This is a genomic window from Curtobacterium sp. NPDC090217, assembly GCF_044746705.1.
Lineage (GTDB): Bacteria > Actinomycetota > Actinomycetes > Actinomycetales > Microbacteriaceae > Curtobacterium.
The window spans coordinates 104772-125030 of sequence record NZ_JBIVCR010000001.1 but is presented as its reverse complement, the minus strand read 5'-3'; the positions used below and the strand labels follow the sequence as shown (position 1 = coordinate 125030).

Annotated in this window: 21 protein-coding genes and 1 tRNA gene; 13 read left to right on the top strand and 9 right to left on the bottom strand. The window is 69.3% G+C overall.

The window, feature by feature from the left end; genetic code table 11:
• Positions 1-18: 18 nt before the first annotated feature.
• Both ACIPJ2_RS00600 and ACIPJ2_RS00595 read right to left on the bottom strand, forming a co-directional pair.
• Positions 19-1788, bottom strand: a complete 1770-nt coding sequence (locus ACIPJ2_RS00600; protein ID WP_402727134.1) for a helicase-associated domain-containing protein — start codon at positions 1786-1788, stop codon at positions 19-21.
• Positions 1789-1816: 28 nt separating this feature from the next.
• Positions 1817-2116, bottom strand: a complete 300-nt coding sequence (locus tag ACIPJ2_RS00595) for a multidrug ABC transporter ATPase (RefSeq protein ID WP_402727133.1) — start codon at positions 2114-2116, stop codon at positions 1817-1819.
• A 50-nt stretch (positions 2117-2166) separates the two neighbouring features.
• Here ACIPJ2_RS00595 and ACIPJ2_RS00590 point away from each other — a divergent pair, with 50 nt between their 5' ends.
• Both ACIPJ2_RS00590 and ACIPJ2_RS00585 read left to right on the top strand, forming a co-directional pair.
• Positions 2167-2544, top strand: a complete 378-nt coding sequence (locus ACIPJ2_RS00590; RefSeq protein ID WP_281265845.1) for a cold-shock protein — start codon at positions 2167-2169, stop codon at positions 2542-2544.
• Positions 2541-3134: a DUF3027 domain-containing protein gene (locus tag ACIPJ2_RS00585; RefSeq protein WP_402727132.1), complete on the top strand. Its 594-nt coding sequence runs from the start codon at positions 2541-2543 to the stop codon at positions 3132-3134. Before ACIPJ2_RS00590 ends, ACIPJ2_RS00585 begins: the two co-directional genes overlap by 4 nt.
• A gap of 68 nt (positions 3135-3202) precedes the next feature.
• Here ACIPJ2_RS00585 and serC read toward each other — a convergent pair whose 3' ends face one another.
• The gene (gene serC / locus ACIPJ2_RS00580; RefSeq protein ID WP_402727131.1) at positions 3203-4321 is read right to left on the bottom strand and encodes a phosphoserine transaminase; all 1119 of its coding nucleotides are present in this window, start codon (positions 4319-4321) and stop codon (positions 3203-3205) included.
• Positions 4322-4443: 122 nt separating this feature from the next.
• Between serC and ACIPJ2_RS00575 the strand changes: the two genes are divergently transcribed.
• The 4 genes from ACIPJ2_RS00575 to ACIPJ2_RS00560 all read left to right on the top strand — a co-directional run bounded on the left by ACIPJ2_RS00575 (position 4444) and on the right by ACIPJ2_RS00560 (position 8821).
• Positions 4444-5139, top strand: a complete 696-nt coding sequence (locus ACIPJ2_RS00575) for a metal-dependent transcriptional regulator (RefSeq protein ID WP_281265842.1) — start codon at positions 4444-4446, stop codon at positions 5137-5139.
• 322 nt (positions 5140-5461) lie between these two features.
• Positions 5462-6412, top strand: a complete 951-nt coding sequence (locus ACIPJ2_RS00570) for a C40 family peptidase (protein ID WP_402727130.1) — start codon at positions 5462-5464, stop codon at positions 6410-6412.
• Between the two features lie 350 nt (positions 6413-6762).
• Positions 6763-7257 carry an HNH endonuclease gene (locus ACIPJ2_RS00565; RefSeq protein WP_281265840.1) on the top strand — a complete coding sequence of 165 codons (495 nt, stop codon included), beginning with the start codon at positions 6763-6765 and terminating at the stop codon, positions 7255-7257.
• Positions 7258-7387: 130 nt separating this feature from the next.
• A complete protein-coding gene (locus ACIPJ2_RS00560) occupies positions 7388-8821 on the top strand; it encodes an alanine--tRNA ligase-related protein (RefSeq protein WP_402727129.1) in 1434 nt (477 codons plus the stop codon).
• A gap of 17 nt (positions 8822-8838) precedes the next feature.
• On the opposite strand, the gene ACIPJ2_RS00555 is transcribed toward ACIPJ2_RS00560, so the two are convergent.
• Both ACIPJ2_RS00555 and ACIPJ2_RS00550 read right to left on the bottom strand, forming a co-directional pair.
• Entirely contained in the window at positions 8839-10923 is a 2085-nt protein-coding gene (locus tag ACIPJ2_RS00555; protein ID WP_402727128.1) for a bifunctional lysylphosphatidylglycerol flippase/synthetase MprF, read from the bottom strand.
• On the bottom strand, positions 10920-11351 hold the full coding sequence (locus tag ACIPJ2_RS00550) for an arsenate reductase ArsC (protein WP_402727127.1): 432 nt from the start codon (positions 11349-11351) through the stop codon (positions 10920-10922). Before ACIPJ2_RS00550 ends, ACIPJ2_RS00555 begins: the two co-directional genes overlap by 4 nt.
• A 46-nt stretch (positions 11352-11397) precedes the next feature.
• Here ACIPJ2_RS00550 and ACIPJ2_RS00545 point away from each other — a divergent pair, with 46 nt between their 5' ends.
• Positions 11398-12489 carry an epoxide hydrolase family protein gene (locus ACIPJ2_RS00545; protein WP_402727126.1) on the top strand — a complete coding sequence of 364 codons (1092 nt, stop codon included), beginning with the start codon at positions 11398-11400 and terminating at the stop codon, positions 12487-12489.
• 33 nt (positions 12490-12522) lie between these two features.
• A tRNA-Arg gene (locus ACIPJ2_RS00540) sits at positions 12523-12597 on the top strand.
• Between the two features lie 4 nt (positions 12598-12601).
• Here ACIPJ2_RS00540 and ACIPJ2_RS00535 read toward each other — a convergent pair.
• Entirely contained in the window at positions 12602-12919 is a 318-nt protein-coding gene (locus ACIPJ2_RS00535) for a winged helix-turn-helix transcriptional regulator (RefSeq protein ID WP_402727125.1), read from the bottom strand.
• On the opposite strand from ACIPJ2_RS00535, the gene ACIPJ2_RS00530 reads away from it, so the two are divergent.
• The 3 genes from ACIPJ2_RS00530 (at position 12890) to ACIPJ2_RS00520 (ending at position 15745) form a co-directional block, all read left to right on the top strand.
• Positions 12890-13978 (top strand): alpha/beta fold hydrolase, encoded by a 1089-nt coding sequence (locus ACIPJ2_RS00530; protein ID WP_402727124.1) that lies wholly within the window; start codon positions 12890-12892, stop codon positions 13976-13978. The genes ACIPJ2_RS00535 and ACIPJ2_RS00530 overlap by 30 nt on opposite strands.
• 515 nt (positions 13979-14493) lie before the next feature.
• Complete coding sequence (locus ACIPJ2_RS00525; protein ID WP_402727123.1) at positions 14494-14778, top strand: hypothetical protein; 285 nt, start codon at positions 14494-14496, stop codon at positions 14776-14778.
• An 85-nt stretch (positions 14779-14863) separates the two neighbouring features.
• The gene (locus ACIPJ2_RS00520) at positions 14864-15745 is read left to right on the top strand and encodes an NAD(P)H-binding protein (protein WP_402727122.1); all 882 of its coding nucleotides are present in this window, start codon (positions 14864-14866) and stop codon (positions 15743-15745) included.
• Positions 15746-15772: 27 nt separating this feature from the next.
• Here the strand turns inward: ACIPJ2_RS00520 and ACIPJ2_RS00515 are convergent, their stop codons facing one another.
• Positions 15773-16123, bottom strand: coding sequence for a hypothetical protein (locus ACIPJ2_RS00515; RefSeq protein WP_402727121.1), 351 nt, complete (start codon positions 16121-16123; stop codon positions 15773-15775).
• Between the two features lie 227 nt (positions 16124-16350).
• Positions 16351-16521, bottom strand: a complete 171-nt coding sequence (locus ACIPJ2_RS00510; RefSeq protein WP_402727120.1) for a hypothetical protein — start codon at positions 16519-16521, stop codon at positions 16351-16353.
• 157 nt (positions 16522-16678) lie between these two features.
• Between ACIPJ2_RS00510 and ACIPJ2_RS00505 the strand changes: the two genes are divergently transcribed.
• On the top strand, positions 16679-16987 hold the full coding sequence (locus ACIPJ2_RS00505) for a hypothetical protein (RefSeq protein WP_402727119.1): 309 nt from the start codon (positions 16679-16681) through the stop codon (positions 16985-16987).
• 590 nt (positions 16988-17577) lie between these two features.
• On the opposite strand, the gene ACIPJ2_RS00500 is transcribed toward ACIPJ2_RS00505, so the two are convergent.
• The gene (locus ACIPJ2_RS00500; protein ID WP_402727118.1) at positions 17578-18516 is read right to left on the bottom strand and encodes a BLUF domain-containing protein; all 939 of its coding nucleotides are present in this window, start codon (positions 18514-18516) and stop codon (positions 17578-17580) included.
• Positions 18517-18809: 293 nt separating this feature from the next.
• On the opposite strand from ACIPJ2_RS00500, the gene ACIPJ2_RS00495 reads away from it, so the two are divergent.
• Positions 18810-19646 carry an alpha/beta fold hydrolase gene (locus ACIPJ2_RS00495; RefSeq protein WP_402727117.1) on the top strand — a complete coding sequence of 279 codons (837 nt, stop codon included), beginning with the start codon at positions 18810-18812 and terminating at the stop codon, positions 19644-19646.
• Positions 19647-20259: the final 613 nt, after the last annotated feature.

Here is a 20259-nt window from a genome sequence, read left to right as displayed (position 1 = left end):
TAGCCGAGCACGCCTGGGTCAGGCTTCGCTGTCGACGGACACGACGAGCGACAGCGGCAGGGTCCGTTCGACGTCCGCCGCGATGTCCTTGCCGCGGATGCGTCCGGCGGCGACCGAGGTCGGCACGATCGAGAACGGGCGCTCGCTGCCGTCCGGCATCCGGACGACCACGCGGATCGGCGTGCGACCGCGGACGGCGAGGTCGATCTGCCGCCCCAGCCACTCCTGCTCCGGCTCGGCGTCGCCCCGCTGGGTCGTCAGCCGGAGCCGCTCGACGACCCCTCTGGCCGCGGCTTCCGGGGACCGGCCGACGGCCCGGCGCCGGCCTGGAGGCTCGTGGCGCGTCTCGGGGCGGGCGCCGGGTTGCAGCACGGCCGGGTAGCGCTGGTCCTCCAGCGCTGCGTGCACCACGTGGGCCGGGTAGCGGGAGACGAGCGTGGTCAGGTCCGGACGCTCCCACGCCAGCTGGCGCAGCTCGGCGTCCACGCCGATGAGGTCGAGCTGGTCGGCGGTCCCGCGGACGACGGTGCCCACGCCGTCGCCCTGCCGGTCGACGACGATGCTGCCGTCCCGGGCGGCGACCTGGTCGACGAGGTACGCCAGCGGCTGCGGGACCCCGGTCAGACCGATGCGTCCGAAGAGGTCGACGACCTGTTGCCGGGAGCTGCCCGACCGGAGTGCTCGGCGGAGCGAGTCCTCGGAGACGCGGTACCGTGCCGCGAGTCCCGGCGCCTCGAGGTCGGCGACGGTGCGGAGTTCGGCGTCGTCCGCCGGCGCGAGCGGCCCAGGCGCGATGACCGTCAGGTCGTGCTGGAGGTAGACCCCCTCGACCGTGGCGGGCAGGTCGGCCTCTGCTGCACGCTCGGCCGCTGCCCGGTCGTCGCCGAGCAGGACGCGCCCGGTGTCCGTCACGACGCCGTCGACCGTCACGCCCAGCGCCGCGCCCGTGCCGCCGACGTCGAGCAGGACGGCGTCCAGCCACCGCGCGCCGGCCGGGTATGCCCAGCGGCCGAGGGAGACGAGGTCGCGCCAGTCGCCGTCCGCCACCGCGATGACCTCGCCCACGGCGGGGTCGAGCCCCTCGTGCCAGCGCGCGACGAGCCCGGCCCAACGGCCCGCCCACGGGGTCGTCAGCCACTCGAGGCCGTCGTCGGTCAGGGACCAGGCGCCGTCGGCGGTGCTGGTGAAGCGGATGCGTTCGAGCAGGTCGAGCCGTCCGGGGACGACGTCCGGGTCGGCGCCGGAACGCTCGGCGAGGGCACGCGCGAGTGGTGAACCGATGCCGCCCTTGACGAGCTCGCGGACACCGCCGTCGTCGACCGCGCGGAGGAGTTCCGCGAGCATCGTCATCGTCGCGAACGCGTGCTCCGCGCCGGTGGTGCGCGCGGTGGTGGACCCGGCCGTCTCCGTGGCGGCGGCTGCGGGGCGGGCCGGCACCGGGCCTCCCGTCAGACCCACGAGGTCGGGGTGGGCGGCCACGCGTGCCGCGACCGCGTCGTCGACCCTGCCGTCCTCGGCTGCCAGGGCGAGTGCGATCGCCGGGGCCAGGTCGGGACCGGCGGCGCCGTCGCGGAGCGCGACGAGGGTGCGTCGGGGGAGCCGTTCGATCGCGGCGTCGACCGCGGCGTCCGCGCGGAACGCCTCGGCGAGGTCGAAGAAGTCCGCGACGCTCTGCGGGCCGGTCTCGCCGAGGACCGCGGTCGGGAGCTCGCGCGCGACGATGAGCCGCTCGAGGTCGTCGTCCGGCATCGCCCGCAACCGGGCGGCCAGGTCGGCGGTGGTCGTCATCGTCCTCTGCCGGCGTCCGGAGCGGACGTCAGCGGGCTTCCCGGTTCGCTCGGGCCTTGCGGGTCCACGTGACGCCCAGCAGGACGAAGATCAGCACGAGCGCGATCGGCGGTCCGACGTAGAGGATCCCCAGGACGATGGGCCAGATGCCCGTGCCAGGGATCGTGCCGAGCGTCAGCCAGCCGATGATCATGGCGGCGAAGCAGAGGATCGTGAAGACGATGATGCCGCCCACCATGAACGCGAGGGTGCGTTCGGTACGATTGAACGTCGCCGGGGGTTCAGCGGAGTTCCGCGTGTCCCCGGGGGATCGGGTCGGCTTGGCCATCGACCCAGGATATCCGCACCACGGCCGCAGACCTATCGAGGAGTCCACGCATGCCCACCGGCAAGGTCAAGTTCTACGACGACCAGAAGGGGTTCGGGTTCATCACCGGCGACGATGGCGACCAGGTCTTCCTGCACGCCTCCTCGCTCCCGGACGGCGTGACCACCGTGAAGAACGGCACACGGCTCGAGTACGGCGTCGTGCAGGGCAAGCGCGGCTCGCAGGCGCTCTCCGTGCACCTGCTCGACCCGCAGCCGTCGCTGGCGAAGATGTCGCGCCGCTCGGCGGACGACATGGCCGTCATCGTGGAGGACCTCGTGAAGGAACTCGACCGGATCAGCGGAGACCTCCGCCACGGTCGCTACCCGAAGAACGGCACACGCCTCGCCGCGATCCTGCGGCACGTCGCAGACCAATTGGACGCATGACCATGACCGACCAGACCGAGCCCCACGAGCGGCCAGCTCCACCCGAGCGGCCAGCGCCCCCGGAGGTTCCCGAGCTCCGCGCGCTCGCTCGCACGGCCCTCCTCGAGGTGACCGCCGAGTCGACCATCGGCGGCGCTGCCGGGACCACGGACGAGGGCGACGGCGTCGTCTCGTACCTGTTCGCCAACCGGATGCCCGGGTACCCGGGGTGGCGCTGGACCGTCAGCATCGCCCAGGTCGAGGGCGACGAACCGACCGTGCTCGAGGTCGAGCTGATGCCCGGCGACGGGTCGCTCGTCGCGCCGGACTGGGTGCCGTGGTCCGAGCGGCTCGCCGAGTACCGCGCGGCGCAGGACGGCCACGACGAGGAGTCCGACGAGTCCGACGACGAGGACTCTGATGAAGAGGCCGACGACTACGACGAGTCGGACGAGGACGACGATGAGTCCGATGACGAGGACGACGACGAGTCGGACGACGACGATGACGACGACTTCGACGACGACGAGGACGACCTCGCCGAGTCGGACGACGACGAGATCGACGGCGTGGACGTCGACGAACTCGACGACACACCTCCGTCCCGCTGACACGCCCCCACAACGACGAAACGCCGCCGGATCCGGCGGCGTTTCGTGTGTTCCGGGGTGCCCGGGCGTCAGCCCTGCAGCGCGCCGACCACGTGGGTGATCGCACCGACGAGCTTCTGCACGTCGTCGGGGTCGATCGCCGTGAAGGTCGCGACGCGGAGCTGGTTCCGCCCGAGCTTCCGGTACGGCTCGGTGTCGACGATGCCGTTCGCTCGCAGGGTCGCGGCGACCGCCTTCGCGTCGATGGAGTCGTCGAGGTCGATCGTGGCGACGACCTGCGACCGGTGGTCAGGGTTCGTCACGAACGGCGTCGCGAAGTCGACCGACTCCGCCCAGTCGTAGAGGATCGACGACGACGTCTTCGTGCGGGTGTCCGCCCACCCGAGCCCGCCGGACTCGTTGATCCACCTGATCTGGTCGTCGAGGAGCAGCAGGGTCGAGATCGCAGGGGTGTTCAGCGTCTGGTTCAGGCGGGAGTTGTCCACGGCGTTCTTCAGGGACAGGAACTCCGGGATGTACCGGCCGGACGCGGCGATCCGCTCGACGCGCTCGATCGCGGCGGGGGAGAACAGCGCGAGCCACAGCCCGCCGTCCGACGCGAAGTTCTTCTGCGGCGCGAAGTAGTAGACGTCCGTGGCGCTGACGTCGAACGCCGCACCGCCGGCGGCGCTCGTGGCGTCGACGACGGTCAGGGCACCGGGGTCGCCGGCGGCGCGGACCACGGGCGCCATGACGCCCGTCGAGGTCTCGTTGTGCGGGTACGCGTAGACGTCGACGCCCTCGACGATCTCCAGCGCGGCGAGCGAGCCACCAGGAGCCTCGACCACGTGCGGCGCATCGAGCCACGGTGCACCAGCGGCCTTGGCGAACTTCGAGCCGAACTCGCCGAACGACAGGTTCTCGGCGCGCTGCTCGATCAGTCCGAACGCGGCGGCGTCCCAGAAGGCGGTCGATCCGCCGTTGCCGAGGATGACCTCGTAGCCCTCGGGCAGGTCGAACAGGTCGGCCAGGCCCTGGCGGACGGAGCCGACGAGGTCCTTTACGGGCTTCTGGCGGTGGGACGTGCCGAGGATCGTCGCCCCACGGGTCACGAGGGACTCGAGCTGCGCTCCGCGGATCTTGGACGGGCCGCATCCGAAGCGGCCGTCGGTGGGGAGGAATTCGGCGGGGATGACGATGTCTGCCATGGACCGATCCTACCGAGGTGGTATCCCATCGGAATTCTTTACTCGTGCAAGTGTTGGTCATTCCATGTCGGCCCGAGCAAGTAGGGTGGGCTGCGCTGGGCCCAGTACAGGAGAGGCGGACCGTGACCGATCTCGTCGACACCACGGAGATGTACCTCCGGACGATCCTCGACCTCGAAGAAGAGGGGATCGTCCCGCTGCGTGCGCGCATCTCCGAACGCCTCGGGCACTCCGGACCGACCGTCTCGCAGACGATCGCGCGGATGGAACGGGACGGCCTCGTCGTCGTCTCCGGCGACCGGCACCTCGAACTCACCGACGAGGGACGCTCCCGCGCGACCCACGTCATGCGCAAGCACCGCCTGGCGGAGCGTCTGCTCTCCGACGTCATCGGACTCGACTGGGCGTTCGTCCACGACGAGGCCTGCCGCTGGGAGCACGTCATGAGCGAACAGGTGGAGGTCCGCCTGCTCGAGATGCTCGGCAACCCGACCGAGTCGCCCTACGGCAACCCGATCCCCGGCCTCGCCGAGATCGGTGGCCCCGATGCCGGCGGCTTCCTCGACGGCGTCCGCAACATCGTCGCCGCGACCGAGGGCACCGACGCCGTCGCGACCGGTGTCATCCGCCGTCTGGGCGAGCCCGTCCAGTTCGAGCCGGAACTCCTGCACCAGCTGCGCTCGGCCGGCGTGATGCCCGGTCGACTCGCGAGTGTGCAGCGAGCAGGGGCCTACGTCGCGGTGCGGGTCGACGGCGAAGACGCTGGGATCGAGCTCCCGGCAGAGGTCGCGCAGCACGTCTACATCGACGCCGCGTAGCCCGTCGGGGTACGCGACCGGGGGACGTCAGTGAACCACTGCCCCGCGAATTGGGGCGCACGAAAAACTCGGCTCTGACCAGGGCTTCTTTACCGTTCTGTTACAAAGCGGCGTTTTCGTCTCGACAAGGTAACGGTGCACCCGTACACTCGACGAGTCCCCGGGCTGACAGCGACCCGGGAACCCGTGGCAGGACGTCTCGAACCCGTCTCCTGCCTCGATCGGAAACGATGACGAACGGATGGGGTTGCGCACGCACGACGGCCAGCACGGACCACGGCCGGTCGGGCGGGTGATGACGAGACGCCGGAGACCCCACACCTTGACGCAGACCGGTTCCGCCGCGGACGTGACGCCCGCGAACCCGACGAACTCGACTGACGACGCAGTTGCCCCGCTCACCCGGCGGGCCGCTCGCGAAGCCGAGGCCAAGACCTCCCGACGCTCCAGCCCGACCCGTGCGATGCGCGCGACCGGCACCCACGCGCAGAAGCCCGTCGCGACCCGCACGGCCGCCCCGAGCGACAAGCCGTCCTCGAGCTCGCGCAAGCGCAAGTTCATGGCCCCGATCGTGCTGACGGTCGCCGCCGGCATGTTCGGCACGATGGCCGTCCCCGCCGCCTTCGCCACGACGCAGCAGTCCGGTGCCTCCGACACCGCGACCGCCCAGCAGGCGATCCGCACGACCCAGAGCCAGCAGCTGTCCGTCTCCGACGCCGCCGCGCTCGCCGACACCAGCCGCGACGGCTACTCGGCGACGTCGTCCGCGACCCTCGCGTCCCAGAAGCACGCGGCCGAGGTCGCCGCCGCCCGCGCCGCGACCGCGAAGCAGTACGCGTCGTACACCGGCCCGACCGCGCAGGACTACCTCGCGAAGTCCAGCACCGCCGCCACGACGACGACGACCGCACCGGCCGCGAACACCCCGTTCTCGCTGCCGGCCGTCGTCGCCACCGCGAAGCAGTACATCGGCACCCCGTACGTCTTCGGCGGCGCGGACCCGTCCGGCTTCGACTGCTCGGGCTACGTCATGTTCGTGTACGCCCAGTACGGCATCAACCTCGCGCACTCCGTGCCGCTGCAGGACCAGGCCGGCACCACGATCCCCGAGTCCGAGGCGCAGCCCGGCGACGTCGTCATCTTCAACAACGAGGCGCACGACGGCTTCTACATGGGCAACGGCATGATCATGGACGCCCCGAAGCCTGGTGGCTCGGTGTCGATCCGTCCGATCTGGACGAGCGACTACCACATCGTCCGGATGGGTGTCTGACTCGCCCGCGTGGCCTGAGGCGAACCTGAACAACCGGAGAACCGGCCCAGCACTCCTCGTGCTGGGCCGGTTTCTGGGTTAACCTGGCGACATCGGCCCGACACGGCCCGAACAGGAGACCCCATGTCATCGTCACGCACGACCCGCACCATGGGTCGGCGCGCGCACGTCGACATACGGTCGACCACGACCCGCGTGCAACTGCACGCCCCAGCGTGATGGAGAGCACTGCCCTGCGGGGTGGTGCTCTTCTTCGTTCCGGGACCGGGTTCGCGGTCACCCGTTCGTCGCCGTCCGGTCCGGTGCCCCGCACCGCCTGGAAGCCGTCCAGGCACGTCGGAAGGGAACCCATGCGCACTCTCGTCCTCAACGCCGGTTACGAGCCCCTCGCGGTCATCTCGTTCCGTCGGGCCCTCGTGCTGGTCATGAACCAGAAGGCCGCCATCGTCGCCGCCGACGTCGAACACCCCGTCACCGGGTCGACGTCGAGCTTCGACCGTCCGTCCGTCATCATCCTCACCAGGTACGTGCGCATCCCGCACTCGAGACTCGTGCCCGTGTCCCGGCGCGGTGTGCTCCGCCGGGACGCCAACCGGTGCGCCTACTGCGACCGGCACGCCACCACGATCGACCACGTGCAGCCGAAGTCGCGCGGGGGCGAGGACTCGTGGGAGAACCTCGTCGCGTGCTGCCTGGCCTGCAACAACGCGAAGGGCGACCGCACCCCGCGGGAGATGGGCTGGCACCTGCGGTTCCGACCGAAGGCGCCGCACGGTTCGAGCTGGGTCGTGCGCGGCGTCGAGCGCCCGCAGGCCGAGTGGGACGAGTTCCTGATCGCCGCGTAGCGGCGGGACCACCGGACTGGAGGCTCGTGGCGGCGCCGCCACGAGCCTCCAGTCCGTCGTGTGGTCACGGCAGACCGCGCGACCGGACGGCGCCGGCCCGCCGGCCCCGCCGAGCGCTAGCGTCGGGCACATGGATGCGCATGAGATCCGAACCGCGTTCCTCCGGCACCTGGAGGCGAGCGGGCACGTCGCGATCCGTCCAGCGCCGCTGGTCCCCGCCGACACCAGCACGCTGTTCACCGGCAGCGGGATGCAGGCGCTGCTGCCGTACCTGCTCGGCGAACCGCACCCGGACGGCGTGCGACTGACCGACAGCCAGCCGTGCGTCCGCGCGCAGGACATCGAGGACGTCGGCGACAACCGGCACACGACGTTCTTCGAGATGCTCGGGAACTGGAGCCTCGGCGACTACTTCAAGGAACACCAGATCCGTCAGTTCTTCACGTTCCTGGTGGACGTCGTCGGACTCGACCCGGCACGCCTGTCGGTCAGCTGCTTCATCGGCGACGCGTCCCGCGGGATCCCCCGTGACGACGAGGCCGCGAGCATCTGGCAGGCGGTGTTCGCCGAGCGCGGCATCGACGCCGAGGTCGTGGCGATCGGCAGCCAGGCGGACGGTGATGCACGTGGGGTGCGGCCGGGGGAGCACGTCTTCTTCTACGACGGCGGGGAGAACTGGTGGTCGCGCGGTGGGTCGCTCGAAGCCACGCCCATCGGTGACCCGTGCGGGCCGGACAGCGAGGTGTTCTACGACTTCGGTCCCGAGCACCACGACCCGTCGTTCGGCAAGGCGCACCCGGCGAGCGACAGCGGGCAGTTCATGGAGATCGGCAACCAGGTCTTCATGCAGTACCGGCGCCTCGCGGACGGCTCGTTCGAACCGCTCGCTCGTCGGAACGTCGACTTCGGGGGAGGGTTGGAACGGATCGCGGCCGCGGCGATCCACTCGTCCGACGTCTTCCGGATCAGCCTGCTCTGGCCGATCGTCGAGAAGCTCCAGGAGCTGACCGGCAAGCGGTACGAGGACGAGACGACGGCGATGCGGATCGTGGTCGACCACCTCCGCGGGGCGACGTTCCTGGCCGTGGACGGCGTGCGCCCGTCGAACAAGGAGCAGGGGTACGTCATGCGGCGGCTGGTCCGTCGGGCGATCCGGTTCGCGCTCGCGCTCGGGCTGCACGAGGACTTCCTCGGCGAGGTCGTGCCGGTGATCGCGGACCTGTACGCCGACGACTACCCGTCGGTCCAGGAGCGGCGCTCCGAGGTGATCGACGTCCTGCAGAAGGAGGAGCGCGCGTTCCGCCGGACCCTCGCAGCGGGCATCGCCGCGGTCGGGGCGTTCCAGGGGCGGACCATGACCGGCCGGGACGTGTTCCTGCTGTCGGACACGAACGGCTTCCCGAAGGAGCTCAGCGTCGAGGAGGCCGCACGGGTCGGGGTCGACCTGGACCCCGGGTGGGAAGCGGACTTCGAAGCGGCGCTCGAGGCACAGCGGGCTCGATCGCGTGCGGCGACGCGACTCGGGGCGGCCGGGCTGCCCGGGGGGAGCGCGCCAGGCTCGTAGCCGTCAGGCTCGTGCGTTCAGTCTCGGCGGATCATGTCGATGCCCGCTGCTGCGTACTGCCGGAGCGTGGCGTCCGGCAGGAACGCGCGGACGAGCGCCGGCCCGATGCGGGCGAGGTCGCCCTCGTCGCGGTAGAGCAGGTGGATCGGCTCGTAGCGCGGGTTGAACTTCTGCTTGAAGCGGTGCAGCGACGTGAACCCGTAGACCGGCTCCAGCACGCCGGCGAGCTGGCCGAGCAGCCGGGCGATCTGCCCTTCGTCGTCGCCGACCTCGTGCGCGAGCGGTGCGCCGGAGAGCGACATGATCTGCGCGCCCTCCTCCGCGAAGGTCCGGGCGGAGGAACCGATGAGGAACTCCATCACGGGGCCGAACCCGCCGTCGCGCCGACGCATCAGGTCGAGCGTCCACCCGCGGTGTTCGCCGCCGGGTCCGTACACGGGCAGCCAGCTGAGGAAGCCCTCGACGTCGCCCACGGCGGACACGGCCAGGGCCAGACGCACCTCGGGGTCCTCGGCCTCGCGCAGGGTGCCGAGCGTGAACCGCATCTCGGGGAGGTCCTTGTCGCCGACCCACGACTCCGAGATCGCCCGGAGCTGCTGGCGGACGCCCCACGTCTCGTCCGCGAGCGACGTCATCCGGAACGTCACCTGCTCGCGGTCCGCCCGGTTCAGCGCGGTACGGACGTGGGACCACGGCTTCCCGGTGAACGCGAGCCCCGGCAGGTCCACGATCGTGTCGTCCGCGATGACGAGGCTGCGCCACGAGGGCGGAACGGCGTCGAGCGTGCGGGTGCCGGCGCTGAAGAAGCACGGCACGAGGGCGTCCCGTTCGGCCGCCGCGACGAACTCCGCGACGCTGCCCGGGATGCCGCCTTCCGGGCCGAGCGGATCAGCCAGGACGATCGCGACCCCGAGGTGCTTCTGGAACGGGACCACGCCGGTCGTCGTCCGGAGGTACTCCATGCCGTCCCACGTCGCCATCCAGGACAGGGTGCCGCCGCCGTCGGACCTGATGGTCTCGCGGACCTCGTCGAGCGTCGGTGGATCCGCCGCTCGCCGGCCCTTCACGGCACCGAGCGCCCGTCGCCGTCGGGACCGGAAGGCGCTGCGCGTCGCCGCGAGGTACACCAGGAACGCGAGCCAGAGCACCGACGTCGCCACGACGTGGTGCGCGTCGTCGCCGTCGAGCTGCACGCCGGGGTCGACCGCGAGCACCAGCACGAGCAGCGCCGACGTGACGATGTTGAGCAGCGCGACGAGGACGGTCAGGACCCAGGCCCACCGGCGTCCCAGACGCAGGCCGTTCGTGACGAACCCGATCACGACCACGTCGACGAGCACGTCGATCCACGGTCCGTCGAGCGCCTGCGTGGGGCCGAACGGACCGTCCGTCGGGACGAGCAGCGAGATGACCTGCACGGCCCCGAGTGCGAGGCTGATCGCGAACGCCAGGAGCCGCCGGTCGCGGAGGGTCGCCCGCTCGATCCGGAACGACCGCGTCACGGCGAGGGCGAACAGCACCGCCACCGCGTGCTCGACGTCCGCGAGGGTGCCGAGGAACAGGACGCTGATCGCCGCGTACCCGAACACCACCACCCAGAGTCGCTGCCGCCACGGCGACGGGAGCAGGGCGCAGCACGCCGCGATGCACGCGACGGCGCCGCCGGACGGCCCGACGTCGAGCACGCCGGCGAGCCGGTCGGCCCACGGCCATGCCGACAGCGACGCGACCGCCAGGAACGCGCAGGTGACGAGTACGGCGACGAGCTGACCGATGCCGAACGACAGCAGTGCGACACGCGTCCCACGGCGCCACTCCAGCAGTCCCATCCCGGCGAAGGCCAGGAGGGTCGGGATGTACGCGGCCGGACTGACGACGAAGAACGTCCCGGTGACCGGCGTCCACCACCGTCCGTCCTCGAGTGCGGGGAGCCCGTACGCGACGTCCTGCCACCAGGTCTGCGCTGGGGTGGGGGACCACAACCCCTGCCCGACGATCCCGACGACGAGGAGCACGCCGACCACGGCGAGCGTGCCCGGGATCCTCGTCAGGACCCCGGCAGCTCGGGGCCGCTGTCGGCTCGCGTCCTCGATCGTTGTCACGGCCGCGCCCCTGGGGTCAGTGCCCCCGGTGTCAGCTCGCCGATGAGCATCCGGACGCGGTCTCGGATCTCGTCCCGGATCGGGCGGACGGCGTCGAGCGGGAGCCCGGCCGGATCCCTGAGCTCCCAGTCCTCGTGGCGCTTGCCCGGGAACACCGGGCACGCGTCGCCGCAGCCCATCGTGATCACGACGTCCGCCTGCCGGACGGCGTCCGTGGTGAGGATCCTCGGTGCTTCGCCGAGGATGTCGACGCCGTCCTCGGCCATCGCGTCGACCGCGACCTGGTTGATGCGGTCGGCGGGCTCGGAACCGGCGGAGAAGACGTCGACGCGGTCGCCGGCGAGGTGCCGGAGGTACCCGGCGGCCATCTGGGAGCGGCCCGCGTTGTGGACACAGACGAAGAGCACTGCGGGCCTCGGCGTGGTCATCCGCCCATCCTGCACGGTTGTCGGAGGGGATGCGTAGCGTCGGGCCATGACCGAGATGCGGATCGACGACGACACCATCACGGACCTCCGTGCGCGGCTGCGTGCGACGCGCTGGCCCGACGCACCCGGTGTCCCGGGGTGGTCGCTCGGCGTCGACGTCGCCGAACTCCGCGAGCTCGTCGAGTACTGGGCGGACGGGTTCGACTTCGACGCCCATCGTGCCGCCCTCGCGGCGCTTCCGAGCAGCACGGTCGAGATCGACGGGATCGGCATCAACGTGCTGCACGCCGGAGCGGGCGGCATGCCGCTGCTGCTCGCGCACGGCTGGCCGGACTCGACCTGGCGGTACCGGAAGGTCCTACCGCTGCTGGTCGCCGCGGGGTTCGACGTCGTCGTGCCGGACATGCCCGGCTACGGGTTCTCGGACGCGCCGCCGACGCCGATCGACGCGCGGGCGGTCGCCGGGCTCTGGGCGACGCTCATGACGGCGCTCGGGTACGACCGGTTCGCGGTCGCCGGTGGAGACATCGGCACGCACGTCGCCCGGTACCTGGCGCTCGACCACCCCGACCGCGTGGTGGCCGTGCACCGCATCGACGGCGGGCTGCCGTGGCCCGGCATCGACGTCTCGTCATTGTCTGCGCCGGAACGCGAATTCGTCGAGTCGACGTTCCGATGGCGGGACACCGAGGGTGCCTACGCGTCGATGCACCGGACGAAGCCGCAGACCGCGGCGGTCGGGTTGAACGACTCCCCAGCCGGGCTCGCGGCGTGGATCGTCGAGAAGCTCCGGTCGTGGAGCGACTGCGACGGCGACCTGTGGTCGGTGTACACGCGGGACGAGGTGCTCCAGCTCGTCACCGAGTACTGGGTGACGGGCACGATCGGCTCCGCCATGCGGATGTACCACGAGAACGCGGCGATCCCGCCAGAGCAGTCCGCTCGCCGGGTGGAGGCGCCGTCCGGGTTCACCCTGTACCCGGGCGACCTCGTCCGTGCGCCGCGGGAGTGGCTCGAGCGGACGACGAACCTCGTGTACCTGTCGGAACCCGAGCGCGGCGGGCACTTCGCCCCGTTCGAGCAGCCGGAGTCGTACGCGGCCGAGCTCGTCGCGTTCCTCGAGCCGTTCCGGGACTGAGCGCGCTTCGGTCCCGCTAGAGTGGACGGGCCGGCCTCTGTAGCTCAATGGAAGAGCAGTTCCGTCCTAAGGAAAGGGTTGGGGGTTCGAGTCCCTCCAGGGGCACCAGACGTCACGCGTCGGCGCGTGGCTCCGATCCCTGCCGGACGGCGTCCCAAGCCTGGCCCGCGGCGTCGATCCGCGCCATGTGGCTTTCTGCCCAGTCCCGCAGGGCGGCGATCGGCTCGGTGAGCGACTCGCCGAGTTCCGTGAGTCGGTAGTGCACCTTCGGCGGCGACGTCGGCTCGACGCGTCGGTCGACCAGCGAGTCGCGTTCGAGGCTCCTGAGCGTCTGCGCGAGCATCTTCTGCGAGATCCCCGGCATCCGGCGCTTCAGCTCGGCGAAGCGGACCTCACCCGGATGCTCGTCCCCGAGCACCTTCACCGCCATGGACGTCCACTTGCCGCCGAGCCGATCCAAGAGCTGACGGGTCGGGCAGGCCGGATCGAAGAGATCACCCCGGGACTGGTGCGAGTGATCGGTCACCGGCGGGTGACCAGGTTCCGTGAAAGTGCCGTCTTTCCCGCGCATGGGTGGTCTCCTACCATCAGCTGGTCACCAATCGTAACCACGACCTGGAGCGCCATGACCAGCAACCCATCGATCGACGAAACCCTGATCGCGACGAACGACACCCGACTCAACGTCGCGATCGCCGGCACGGGGTCCCCTGTGCTCCTGATGCACGGCTTCCCGCACACCTGGCGTGTCTGGAGCGACGTGATCCCCGTCCTGTCCCGATCGCACCGGGTGATCGCACCCGACCTCCGCGGCCTCGGCGGAAGCGACCGCGAACGTACGGGCTACGACGCTCGGAACCTGGCGGCCGACATGGCTGGGCTCCTCGATGCCATGGATGCGCCCACTGCCGCTGTCGTCGCGATCGACGCTGGCGTACCACCGGCGTTCATGCTCGCGGTCGAACACCCGGACCGGGTGTCACGGCTCGTCTTGATGGAGTCGACCATCGGGCTGCTGCCCGGCGCCGAGGGGTTCTTCCAGAACGGTGCGCCGTGGTGGTTCGGGTTCCATGCCGTACCTGGCCTGGCCGAGACCGTCGTCGAGGGCCACGAAGCCGAGTACCTCGACTTCTTCCTCCGGGCCGGTACCGCGGATCAGTCGGGCGTGGCTGCGACCATCGGCGACGCATTCGTCAGCGCGTACAGCGGGCGGGAGGCGCTCCGCTGCGGTTTCGAGTACTACCGCGCGATGCCTCGGAACGCCGAACAGATCGCGGAGGCGACCACTCGGTTGCGCTTGCGCGTTCCGACGCTCGCGGTCGGTGCGCAGGTCGTCGGCGACGCCACCGCTCGTCAGCTCGAGCCGATCACGGATCAGCTCGAGAGCGCCTCGATCGCGACCAGCGGTCACATCGTTCCCCTGGACAGGCCGCGCGAGCTGCTCGACCAACTCTCACCGTTCCTCAGCGACACGCTCCCTGCGAGCTGACGATGCGACCGCCAGCTCGCGAGCGCTGAGATCGATCTTCACGGCTCGCACCTCGTCTCGTCACGACGAGCGAGTTGGCAAATCCCCGAGAACCCATGCCCTTGGAGTTGACGGTATCGGCAGAGCGGCGACGTGTCGTCGGAGAGTCTCGGGGGTGTGGTGTCGTCTGCCGAACGACATGTCCGACCGGCACGCAGCGTTCCTGAGACACGGAGATGGACTCAGTGGTCGGCGTCCGAGACGGGTCAGGTCGACGGCGGATCGGCTCGGCATCGTTTCGTCAGAAGGCGTCCGTATGGCATGCGTGAACCGCGAAGCTCCGCGGACCACCTATGTGAGACGGGGTACGACTCGCACCAGGGCGGTGTGAGTCGGCGTTGCCCATGGTCAGTCAAATGTCCACTGGCGGACCGGCTATCGGGCAGGAGCGGAGGGCTCCCGAAGGGGCATCCGCCTGATCTTCTACCGGCGGTCGGGCTTCTGACCGGTCATGGATGCCCGGGTAGCCTACGCGCATGACGTCCTGGTGGGATCGCACCGATCCAACTGACCGCCCAGAACTCACGAACCACGCTCCCGCGGGGCTCCTCGCATCATGGTGGAACGTCGTCGCCGGGGCCGCGTTGCTCGTCGGCTTGCCGGTGATCGTGCTCAGCGGCGGCTTGAGCCCAGCGCACATCGCTTTCGCCCTGTTCGGCCTGGCGGTGATGGTGGCGATCGAGCTCGTCTTCTTACGGAAACTTCTACAGCGGATCGCGGGGAGGCGAGCCCTTCGAGCGGAGCGCGCCGACGAGGAGTGAGCGCGATGCCCGATGGCCGATCGATTACCGGACGAGGCGGTGTCAGACCCGCGCGGTAGAACTAGGGCGCAGAAAGGTAGTGGGGATGATTGCGGTGACTGCGCCGAACGGCAACGTCGGGAGCGAGACGGTCCGCGCACTCTTGCGCGCGGGGGTCCGCCCGCGGGTTCTGACGAGGCACCCGGAGTTCTTGCCCCAGGACGTTCGCGAGCGCGCAGACGTCGTCGCTGTGGACCTTCGCGATCATGCTGCTGTCGTCGCGAGTCTCCGCGGGATCCAATCGCTGTCATGGATCACACCATCACCAGCGCTCGACGAGTCCGATCCTCTTGCCTACTACGACGAACTGGCCGAATCGCTGCAGGGCGCGGTGACATCAAACGCGATCGGGCGGGTCGTCTTCCAGAGCAGCGTCGGCGCCGAGCGCCGGAACGGGGTCGGCGAGATCGACGGTCTCGCCGCCACTGAGCAACGACTTGACGCCCTTGGTATCGACGTGGTGCACCTGCGGTGCGGGCTGTTGATGAGCAACCTGTTGCTTGCCCCGGATGGGCTCAATGGTGGCACGATCCGCGTGCTTCTCCCCCTCGATCTCCCGATGCCATGGGTGGCACCTCGCGACGTTGCAGAAGTCACCGCTGCCCGACTCCTATCGCCGCACTGGTCTGGGAGGGAAGTCCAGGCACTTCATGGGCCCGAGCATCTCACCTGGTCCGAAGTCGCGGAGGTTCTCAGCTCGACACTGAGCCGTCCTATCCAGGTGGAGCGCGTCAGAGACGAAGCGACGCGGGGAGACCTCCGGGCCAGTGGCCTTACGGAACAGCGGGTAGCGGCGATCATCGGCATGTCTACGGGCATTCGAGACGACTTCATCCCCGAGCAGCGACGCGACGTCACCACAACCACGCCCACGACGCTGCGCGCATGGGCTACCCAGCTCCACCGCAGCTCAGTCAGTGCCCGATAGTCGATCGGCTATCGGGCGCTTGAACCGCTACTGCCGCAAAATGAAGAGCGCCGCGGCGGTTGTGGCCGTCAGCGCGACCGCCACGGCTATCGCCACACGGAGCACTACGCTTCGGCTCCAGGAAGGGGCCGCCAGGGCCACGAACGTGATGAGCCCGATGAGGGTCAACCAGATCCAGGGCTGGCTGAGCAAGTACCCCTCCAGCCCTTCATCGGCGGATGCACCGGCAGAGTTGCCCCAGTTGGCGAGCCAGGCGATGAAGGCGAGTACGGCGTTCGTGGCAATCGCGACGGGAACCGTCCACAGGAGATGCCAGCCGGCACGATTGCGCGCCGGAGGAACTGTGCTCTGCGAGGTGGCGCCGTGGTCGTCCATCACTATTCAGTCCGTCCGTCGAGGCAGCTGCTGTCCGTGACGTGAGTCACACGACCCTGCTCACAGCATGGAGTCGACGCCCCCGTTTCGTCGTTCCCCACTGTTGGGGGCGCCGCTGAGCAACGATCGCGCTACATCGCTGATCGGCCCAGCCCAGCCGAACCCGAAGCGGAGCTGACGAGTCGCACCAGACGATCCCCTGGTGAATCGGGTTAGGCCGTCGACGAGGGTCAACCTCGTGAGCGTTGCGCGATCCCCAGCGCGACGGACGCAAGCCCGGCGACGAGCGCGACGACCAGCACTACGAAGCTCGCTCCGTGAATCGTCGGGTTGATGATCCATACAAGCAGCGCGAACGCGATCACGACGACACCAATCACGACAAGACTTTGAGCAGACATGGGGCGAGTCAATCAGGATGAGCGCCGTCCCAATAGCCGATCGGCAATCGAGACCGATGTCGTGGCTAGCGGACAAGGAACCTCTCCGAGATCCGGCGGCCGCAGGGGAAGTGGCTAATGAGGTGCATCCCGACCGCCGCGGCCCTAGTTTGAGGACATGCGAGAAGCCCTGTTGCCGGTGATGAGCGTGGCCGTTCTCGTGCTCACCGCCGCAGGAATCGTGTGGCGCGCTCGGAACAAGCAATGGGTTCGTGATGCGCAGCTCGGTCTCAACGCTCAACCTCGTCTGAGCCTGATCCTGCCCGTTCTTATGGTGCTGTTCGCAGCAGTGATGGTCGTCCTCGGAGTCGGATCGCTCGAAGCCGGCTTCACATTCGGATGGGGCTACTTCCCCCTCGCTCTCGCCGCGCTCTTCATCGTTGGTTTCATCGCGTGGATTGCTCGTCGTCCGTTCCCTCTGGACTGACGCAGAGCGCATCCGACGCCGTCACCGTCTTGGTGCGGCTTGCCGTCGCCCGAGCACGTGCACTCGGCGCTACCTCGATCGGCCTCAACGTCCCGACGGGCAACCGCCCGGCCGTACAGACGTGCGAACGCGCGGGCTCCGTCGAGACCAGTCGACAGGATGCTGTCGGGTCTCTCGCGATGTCATTGAACCTGGCAAACCATGTCCGATAGCCGATCGGCTACCGGTCAGTTCCGCTTCGACGGACGCGACTGGCTGAGGCTGGCTTGGGGGAGTACAAGCCCGTCGCTTGTACCGTCAGGGCTGCTACTCCGCGAACCCTGTCCGTGGGTGCCCCGATCCCTGTTCCCGGGGCTGACCTCGTCTTGATTCAGCGTCGAACCCGACGGCGTCGTAGCGCGAGGGTGTCCGTCCCGGACCCGAACCAGTGATGGATGCCCTCGCATCTCCCTGCGTCCGTTTTTGGACACCGCTTCCGCTGGTGGCTGTTCAGGTTTCGCTGTCGTGGTCGGATCGTCCGCGGCGTGAACGGTTTCCTTCCTACGGTCATCCCGGCCGGACGATCCGGGTCTGACCGAGCCGCTGATGGCTCAGAGTTGAAGGGCACCGTGACCACGTTCATCGCTCCCGACACCGTGCTTCCCTCGACGGCCCACACCGCTCTGGTGCGTCGTGTCCGCCGCGCGTCGATGCGCAGCCCCTTCTCCGAGGTCCGCGAGCAGCCCCGTCAACGGACCCTCATGATGACCGCGACCGGCATCGTCTCGGCCCTCGTCGCCGCGTCCGCCGCGATCGTCCTCGGTCTCTCCGCGTGAGCGCCGCCCTTCCGCGTGCGTAGCCAGGAGCGCGTGCGGGAACGCGACCGTACCCTGCTCGCCCATCAGTGGCGCCAACGGTGCAGAGATCGCCTGCGTCCACCGCTCCACCGTCGCCGCCAGCAACGCCCGCTCGGTCGGGAACACCTCCCGCACCTCGGCCACGCTCATCCCTGCGCGCTCGGCGGCGTCGTCGAGGGTGAACCGCGTGATGCTGCCGCCGTGCAACGCCGAGATCGCCCCGTTGATCGCACGCGTGCGGGGTACCTCGTCCGCTTCGGCGGTCTGACTCGTCAACGGTGCGAGGGGATGCTTCCGGAACCACTCCAACAACCCCCGCGCCCGAGTCAGCCCGATCGCCGGGTCGAGCTGCTGACCGGGCGCGAACAGGTCACTGAAGCCCGGAACGTGCTCCATCAGCGGATCCAGCGGCTGGAACGCCATCGACCAGTCTGGGAACGACCGCTGCGCGACCGACTCATCTGCCAGGACGCGCACGCTCGTATGTCGGGGGTCACGGCGCACTTGCTCGAACCGTGCGGCGACGGTGGCGTCATCGCCCTCGAGGATCCCGAGGCGGTTGTCACCCTTGTGCGCCAGGATCCCGGTCACCCCGAGGGCGGTGTTCTTCTCCCGCCCCACCGCGAGGATCTGCGCGAGCTCGGTGTCCGTGATCGGACGGGTCTGGGTGCTGGTGTACACGATCGAACGCATCGGTGCTGACTTCCCTGATGAGCCGGGATACGTTGCCCCTTCGAGTGAACCGCCCTGTCTACTGCTCCACAACCCCCCCCACCGGCCGCGGACAGCACCGAGCCACAAGCTGTACCCGCTACGCGTCGCCGCGGGCCGCGCACTTCGGAGCGACGCCGCGAGCAGCCGGGGCGGCTGTCCAGAAACCGGCGTCGTCGTTCGCTGCTGGCAGCTGTTGCCATCCTCTCGCTGGCAGGCTCCGAACCCGATCTATGCGTCGCCGCGCCATGTGGTGACAGGAACGGAGCAGAGGTATGACTGAGATCACCGCCCACCACGGCCTCTTCAAGGACACGAACCTGCATATCGACGACACCGGCGGCTCCGGCCGCCCGGTCGTGTTGATCCACGGGTGGCCGCTCTCCGGAGCGTCCTGGAGCAAGCAGGTGCCCGTATTCGCCGATGGCGGCTATCGGGTCATCACCTACGACCGTCGCGGCTTTGGCCGCAGCGATAAGCCCAAGACCGGCTACGACTACGACCACCTCACCGAGGACCTCCACACCGTTCTCACTGAGCTCGACCTGCAGGATGTCACCCTTGTCGGGTTCTCGATGGGTGGCGGTGAGGTGGCCCGCTACTTCACCATGTACGGCACCGAACGGCTCCACAGTGTCGTGTTCGCCTCCGCGGTCCCGCCGTACCTGCTGCAGACCGACGGCAACCCGGACGGGCCGCTGCCGAAGTCGCAGGCAGCCGAGATGACGGCTGGGCTGATGAAGGACGAGGACTCGTTCTACGACCAGTTCACCACCGACTTCTTCTCCGTCGACGGCGTCCTGGTGGTCTCCGAAGACGACCGGCAGGAAGCGCTCGCGTTGGCGAAGCAGGCATCGAAGACTGCCGCGCTCGAGGCTATGGCCTCGTTTGCGAATACGGACTTCCGCGACGACCTGCCCAAGGTGACCGTGCCGACGCTGATCATCCACGGCGACGGTGACGCGACCGTGCCCTACGAGGGCTCCGGCGCCCGCACCCACGAAGCCATCACCGGTTCGGAACTGCATGTCGTTAAGGGTGGTCCGCACGGCGTGAACGTCAGCCACCCGGATGAGTGGAACCGGGTCGTGCTGGAGTTCCTCGCGAAGTAGACGAGCCCCTCGTGAAGGGCCCCGCACTCGGTTTCAAGGGCGGGGCCCAATCACTGCCAGAAACGCGTTAGCGCAGGCTGCGACGCCTACTGTTCGTGCAAGAGCAGATTGCTCCGCATCTTGAACGTCAGGACACGCCATGCCGGATCGCTTGCGATGGGGCAACGACTACGCCGGCCACTGGAGCATCTTCCTCGGCGATCTCGCTGTGGCAGACATCACCCGACGGGCGCAGTACGACGTCGGCTCGAACTGCTGGCCCCTTGGCGGGTCGCACACTTCGTTCGAGGCTGCATCAGCACAGATCCACTCATGGATGCGCTGGTCGGATCCCGAGTGACATCCTCAGACGGAATCTGTCAGAGCAGAACGCCAGAAGACCACGGACCTCATCAGCGCGTCCTTCGCCGGGCGAGGGCCGCTGGGAGTTCCGACCGCAGCTCGCCAGTGATCTGAAGAGGACGCCGGTCGAGGATTCTCCGACGCATGACCCCGCACGGCATGGCCGCGACACCCACCCTCGGCCCGCAGGACTCGTTCTTCAGGCACGGCGGATCTCCGCCGAGGACGAGCTGACCTGTGACCCGTGGCGCTGCTTCGTCGAACACCAGCC

Coding starts and splice junctions, on each gene's coding strand:
- ACIPJ2_RS00545 (WP_402727126.1), top strand. CDS start 11,398: ATGACCGAGATGCGGATCGACGACGACACCATCACGGACCTCCGTGCG.
- ACIPJ2_RS00510 (WP_402727120.1), bottom strand. CDS start 16,521: ATGTCTGCTCAAAGTCTTGTCGTGATTGGTGTCGTCGTGATCGCGTTC.
- ACIPJ2_RS00595 (WP_402727133.1), bottom strand. CDS start 2,116: ATGGCCAAGCCGACCCGATCCCCCGGGGACACGCGGAACTCCGCTGAA.
- ACIPJ2_RS00585 (WP_402727132.1), top strand. CDS start 2,541: ATGACCATGACCGACCAGACCGAGCCCCACGAGCGGCCAGCTCCACCC.
- ACIPJ2_RS00525 (WP_402727123.1), top strand. CDS start 14,494: ATGACGTCCTGGTGGGATCGCACCGATCCAACTGACCGCCCAGAACTC.
- ACIPJ2_RS00530 (WP_402727124.1), top strand. CDS start 12,890: ATGCTCGTCCCCGAGCACCTTCACCGCCATGGACGTCCACTTGCCGCC.
- ACIPJ2_RS00535 (WP_402727125.1), bottom strand. CDS start 12,919: ATGGCGGTGAAGGTGCTCGGGGACGAGCATCCGGGTGAGGTCCGCTTC.
- ACIPJ2_RS00520 (WP_402727122.1), top strand. CDS start 14,864: ATGATTGCGGTGACTGCGCCGAACGGCAACGTCGGGAGCGAGACGGTC.
- ACIPJ2_RS00600 (WP_402727134.1), bottom strand. CDS start 1,788: ATGACGACCACCGCCGACCTGGCCGCCCGGTTGCGGGCGATGCCGGAC.
- ACIPJ2_RS00550 (WP_402727127.1), bottom strand. CDS start 11,351: ATGACCACGCCGAGGCCCGCAGTGCTCTTCGTCTGTGTCCACAACGCG.
- ACIPJ2_RS00590 (WP_281265845.1), top strand. CDS start 2,167: ATGCCCACCGGCAAGGTCAAGTTCTACGACGACCAGAAGGGGTTCGGG.
- ACIPJ2_RS00495 (WP_402727117.1), top strand. CDS start 18,810: ATGACTGAGATCACCGCCCACCACGGCCTCTTCAAGGACACGAACCTG.
- serC (WP_402727131.1), bottom strand. CDS start 4,321: ATGGCAGACATCGTCATCCCCGCCGAATTCCTCCCCACCGACGGCCGC.
- ACIPJ2_RS00505 (WP_402727119.1), top strand. CDS start 16,679: ATGCGAGAAGCCCTGTTGCCGGTGATGAGCGTGGCCGTTCTCGTGCTC.
- ACIPJ2_RS00565 (WP_281265840.1), top strand. CDS start 6,763: ATGCGCACTCTCGTCCTCAACGCCGGTTACGAGCCCCTCGCGGTCATC.
- ACIPJ2_RS00500 (WP_402727118.1), bottom strand. CDS start 18,516: ATGCGTTCGATCGTGTACACCAGCACCCAGACCCGTCCGATCACGGAC.
- ACIPJ2_RS00560 (WP_402727129.1), top strand. CDS start 7,388: ATGGATGCGCATGAGATCCGAACCGCGTTCCTCCGGCACCTGGAGGCG.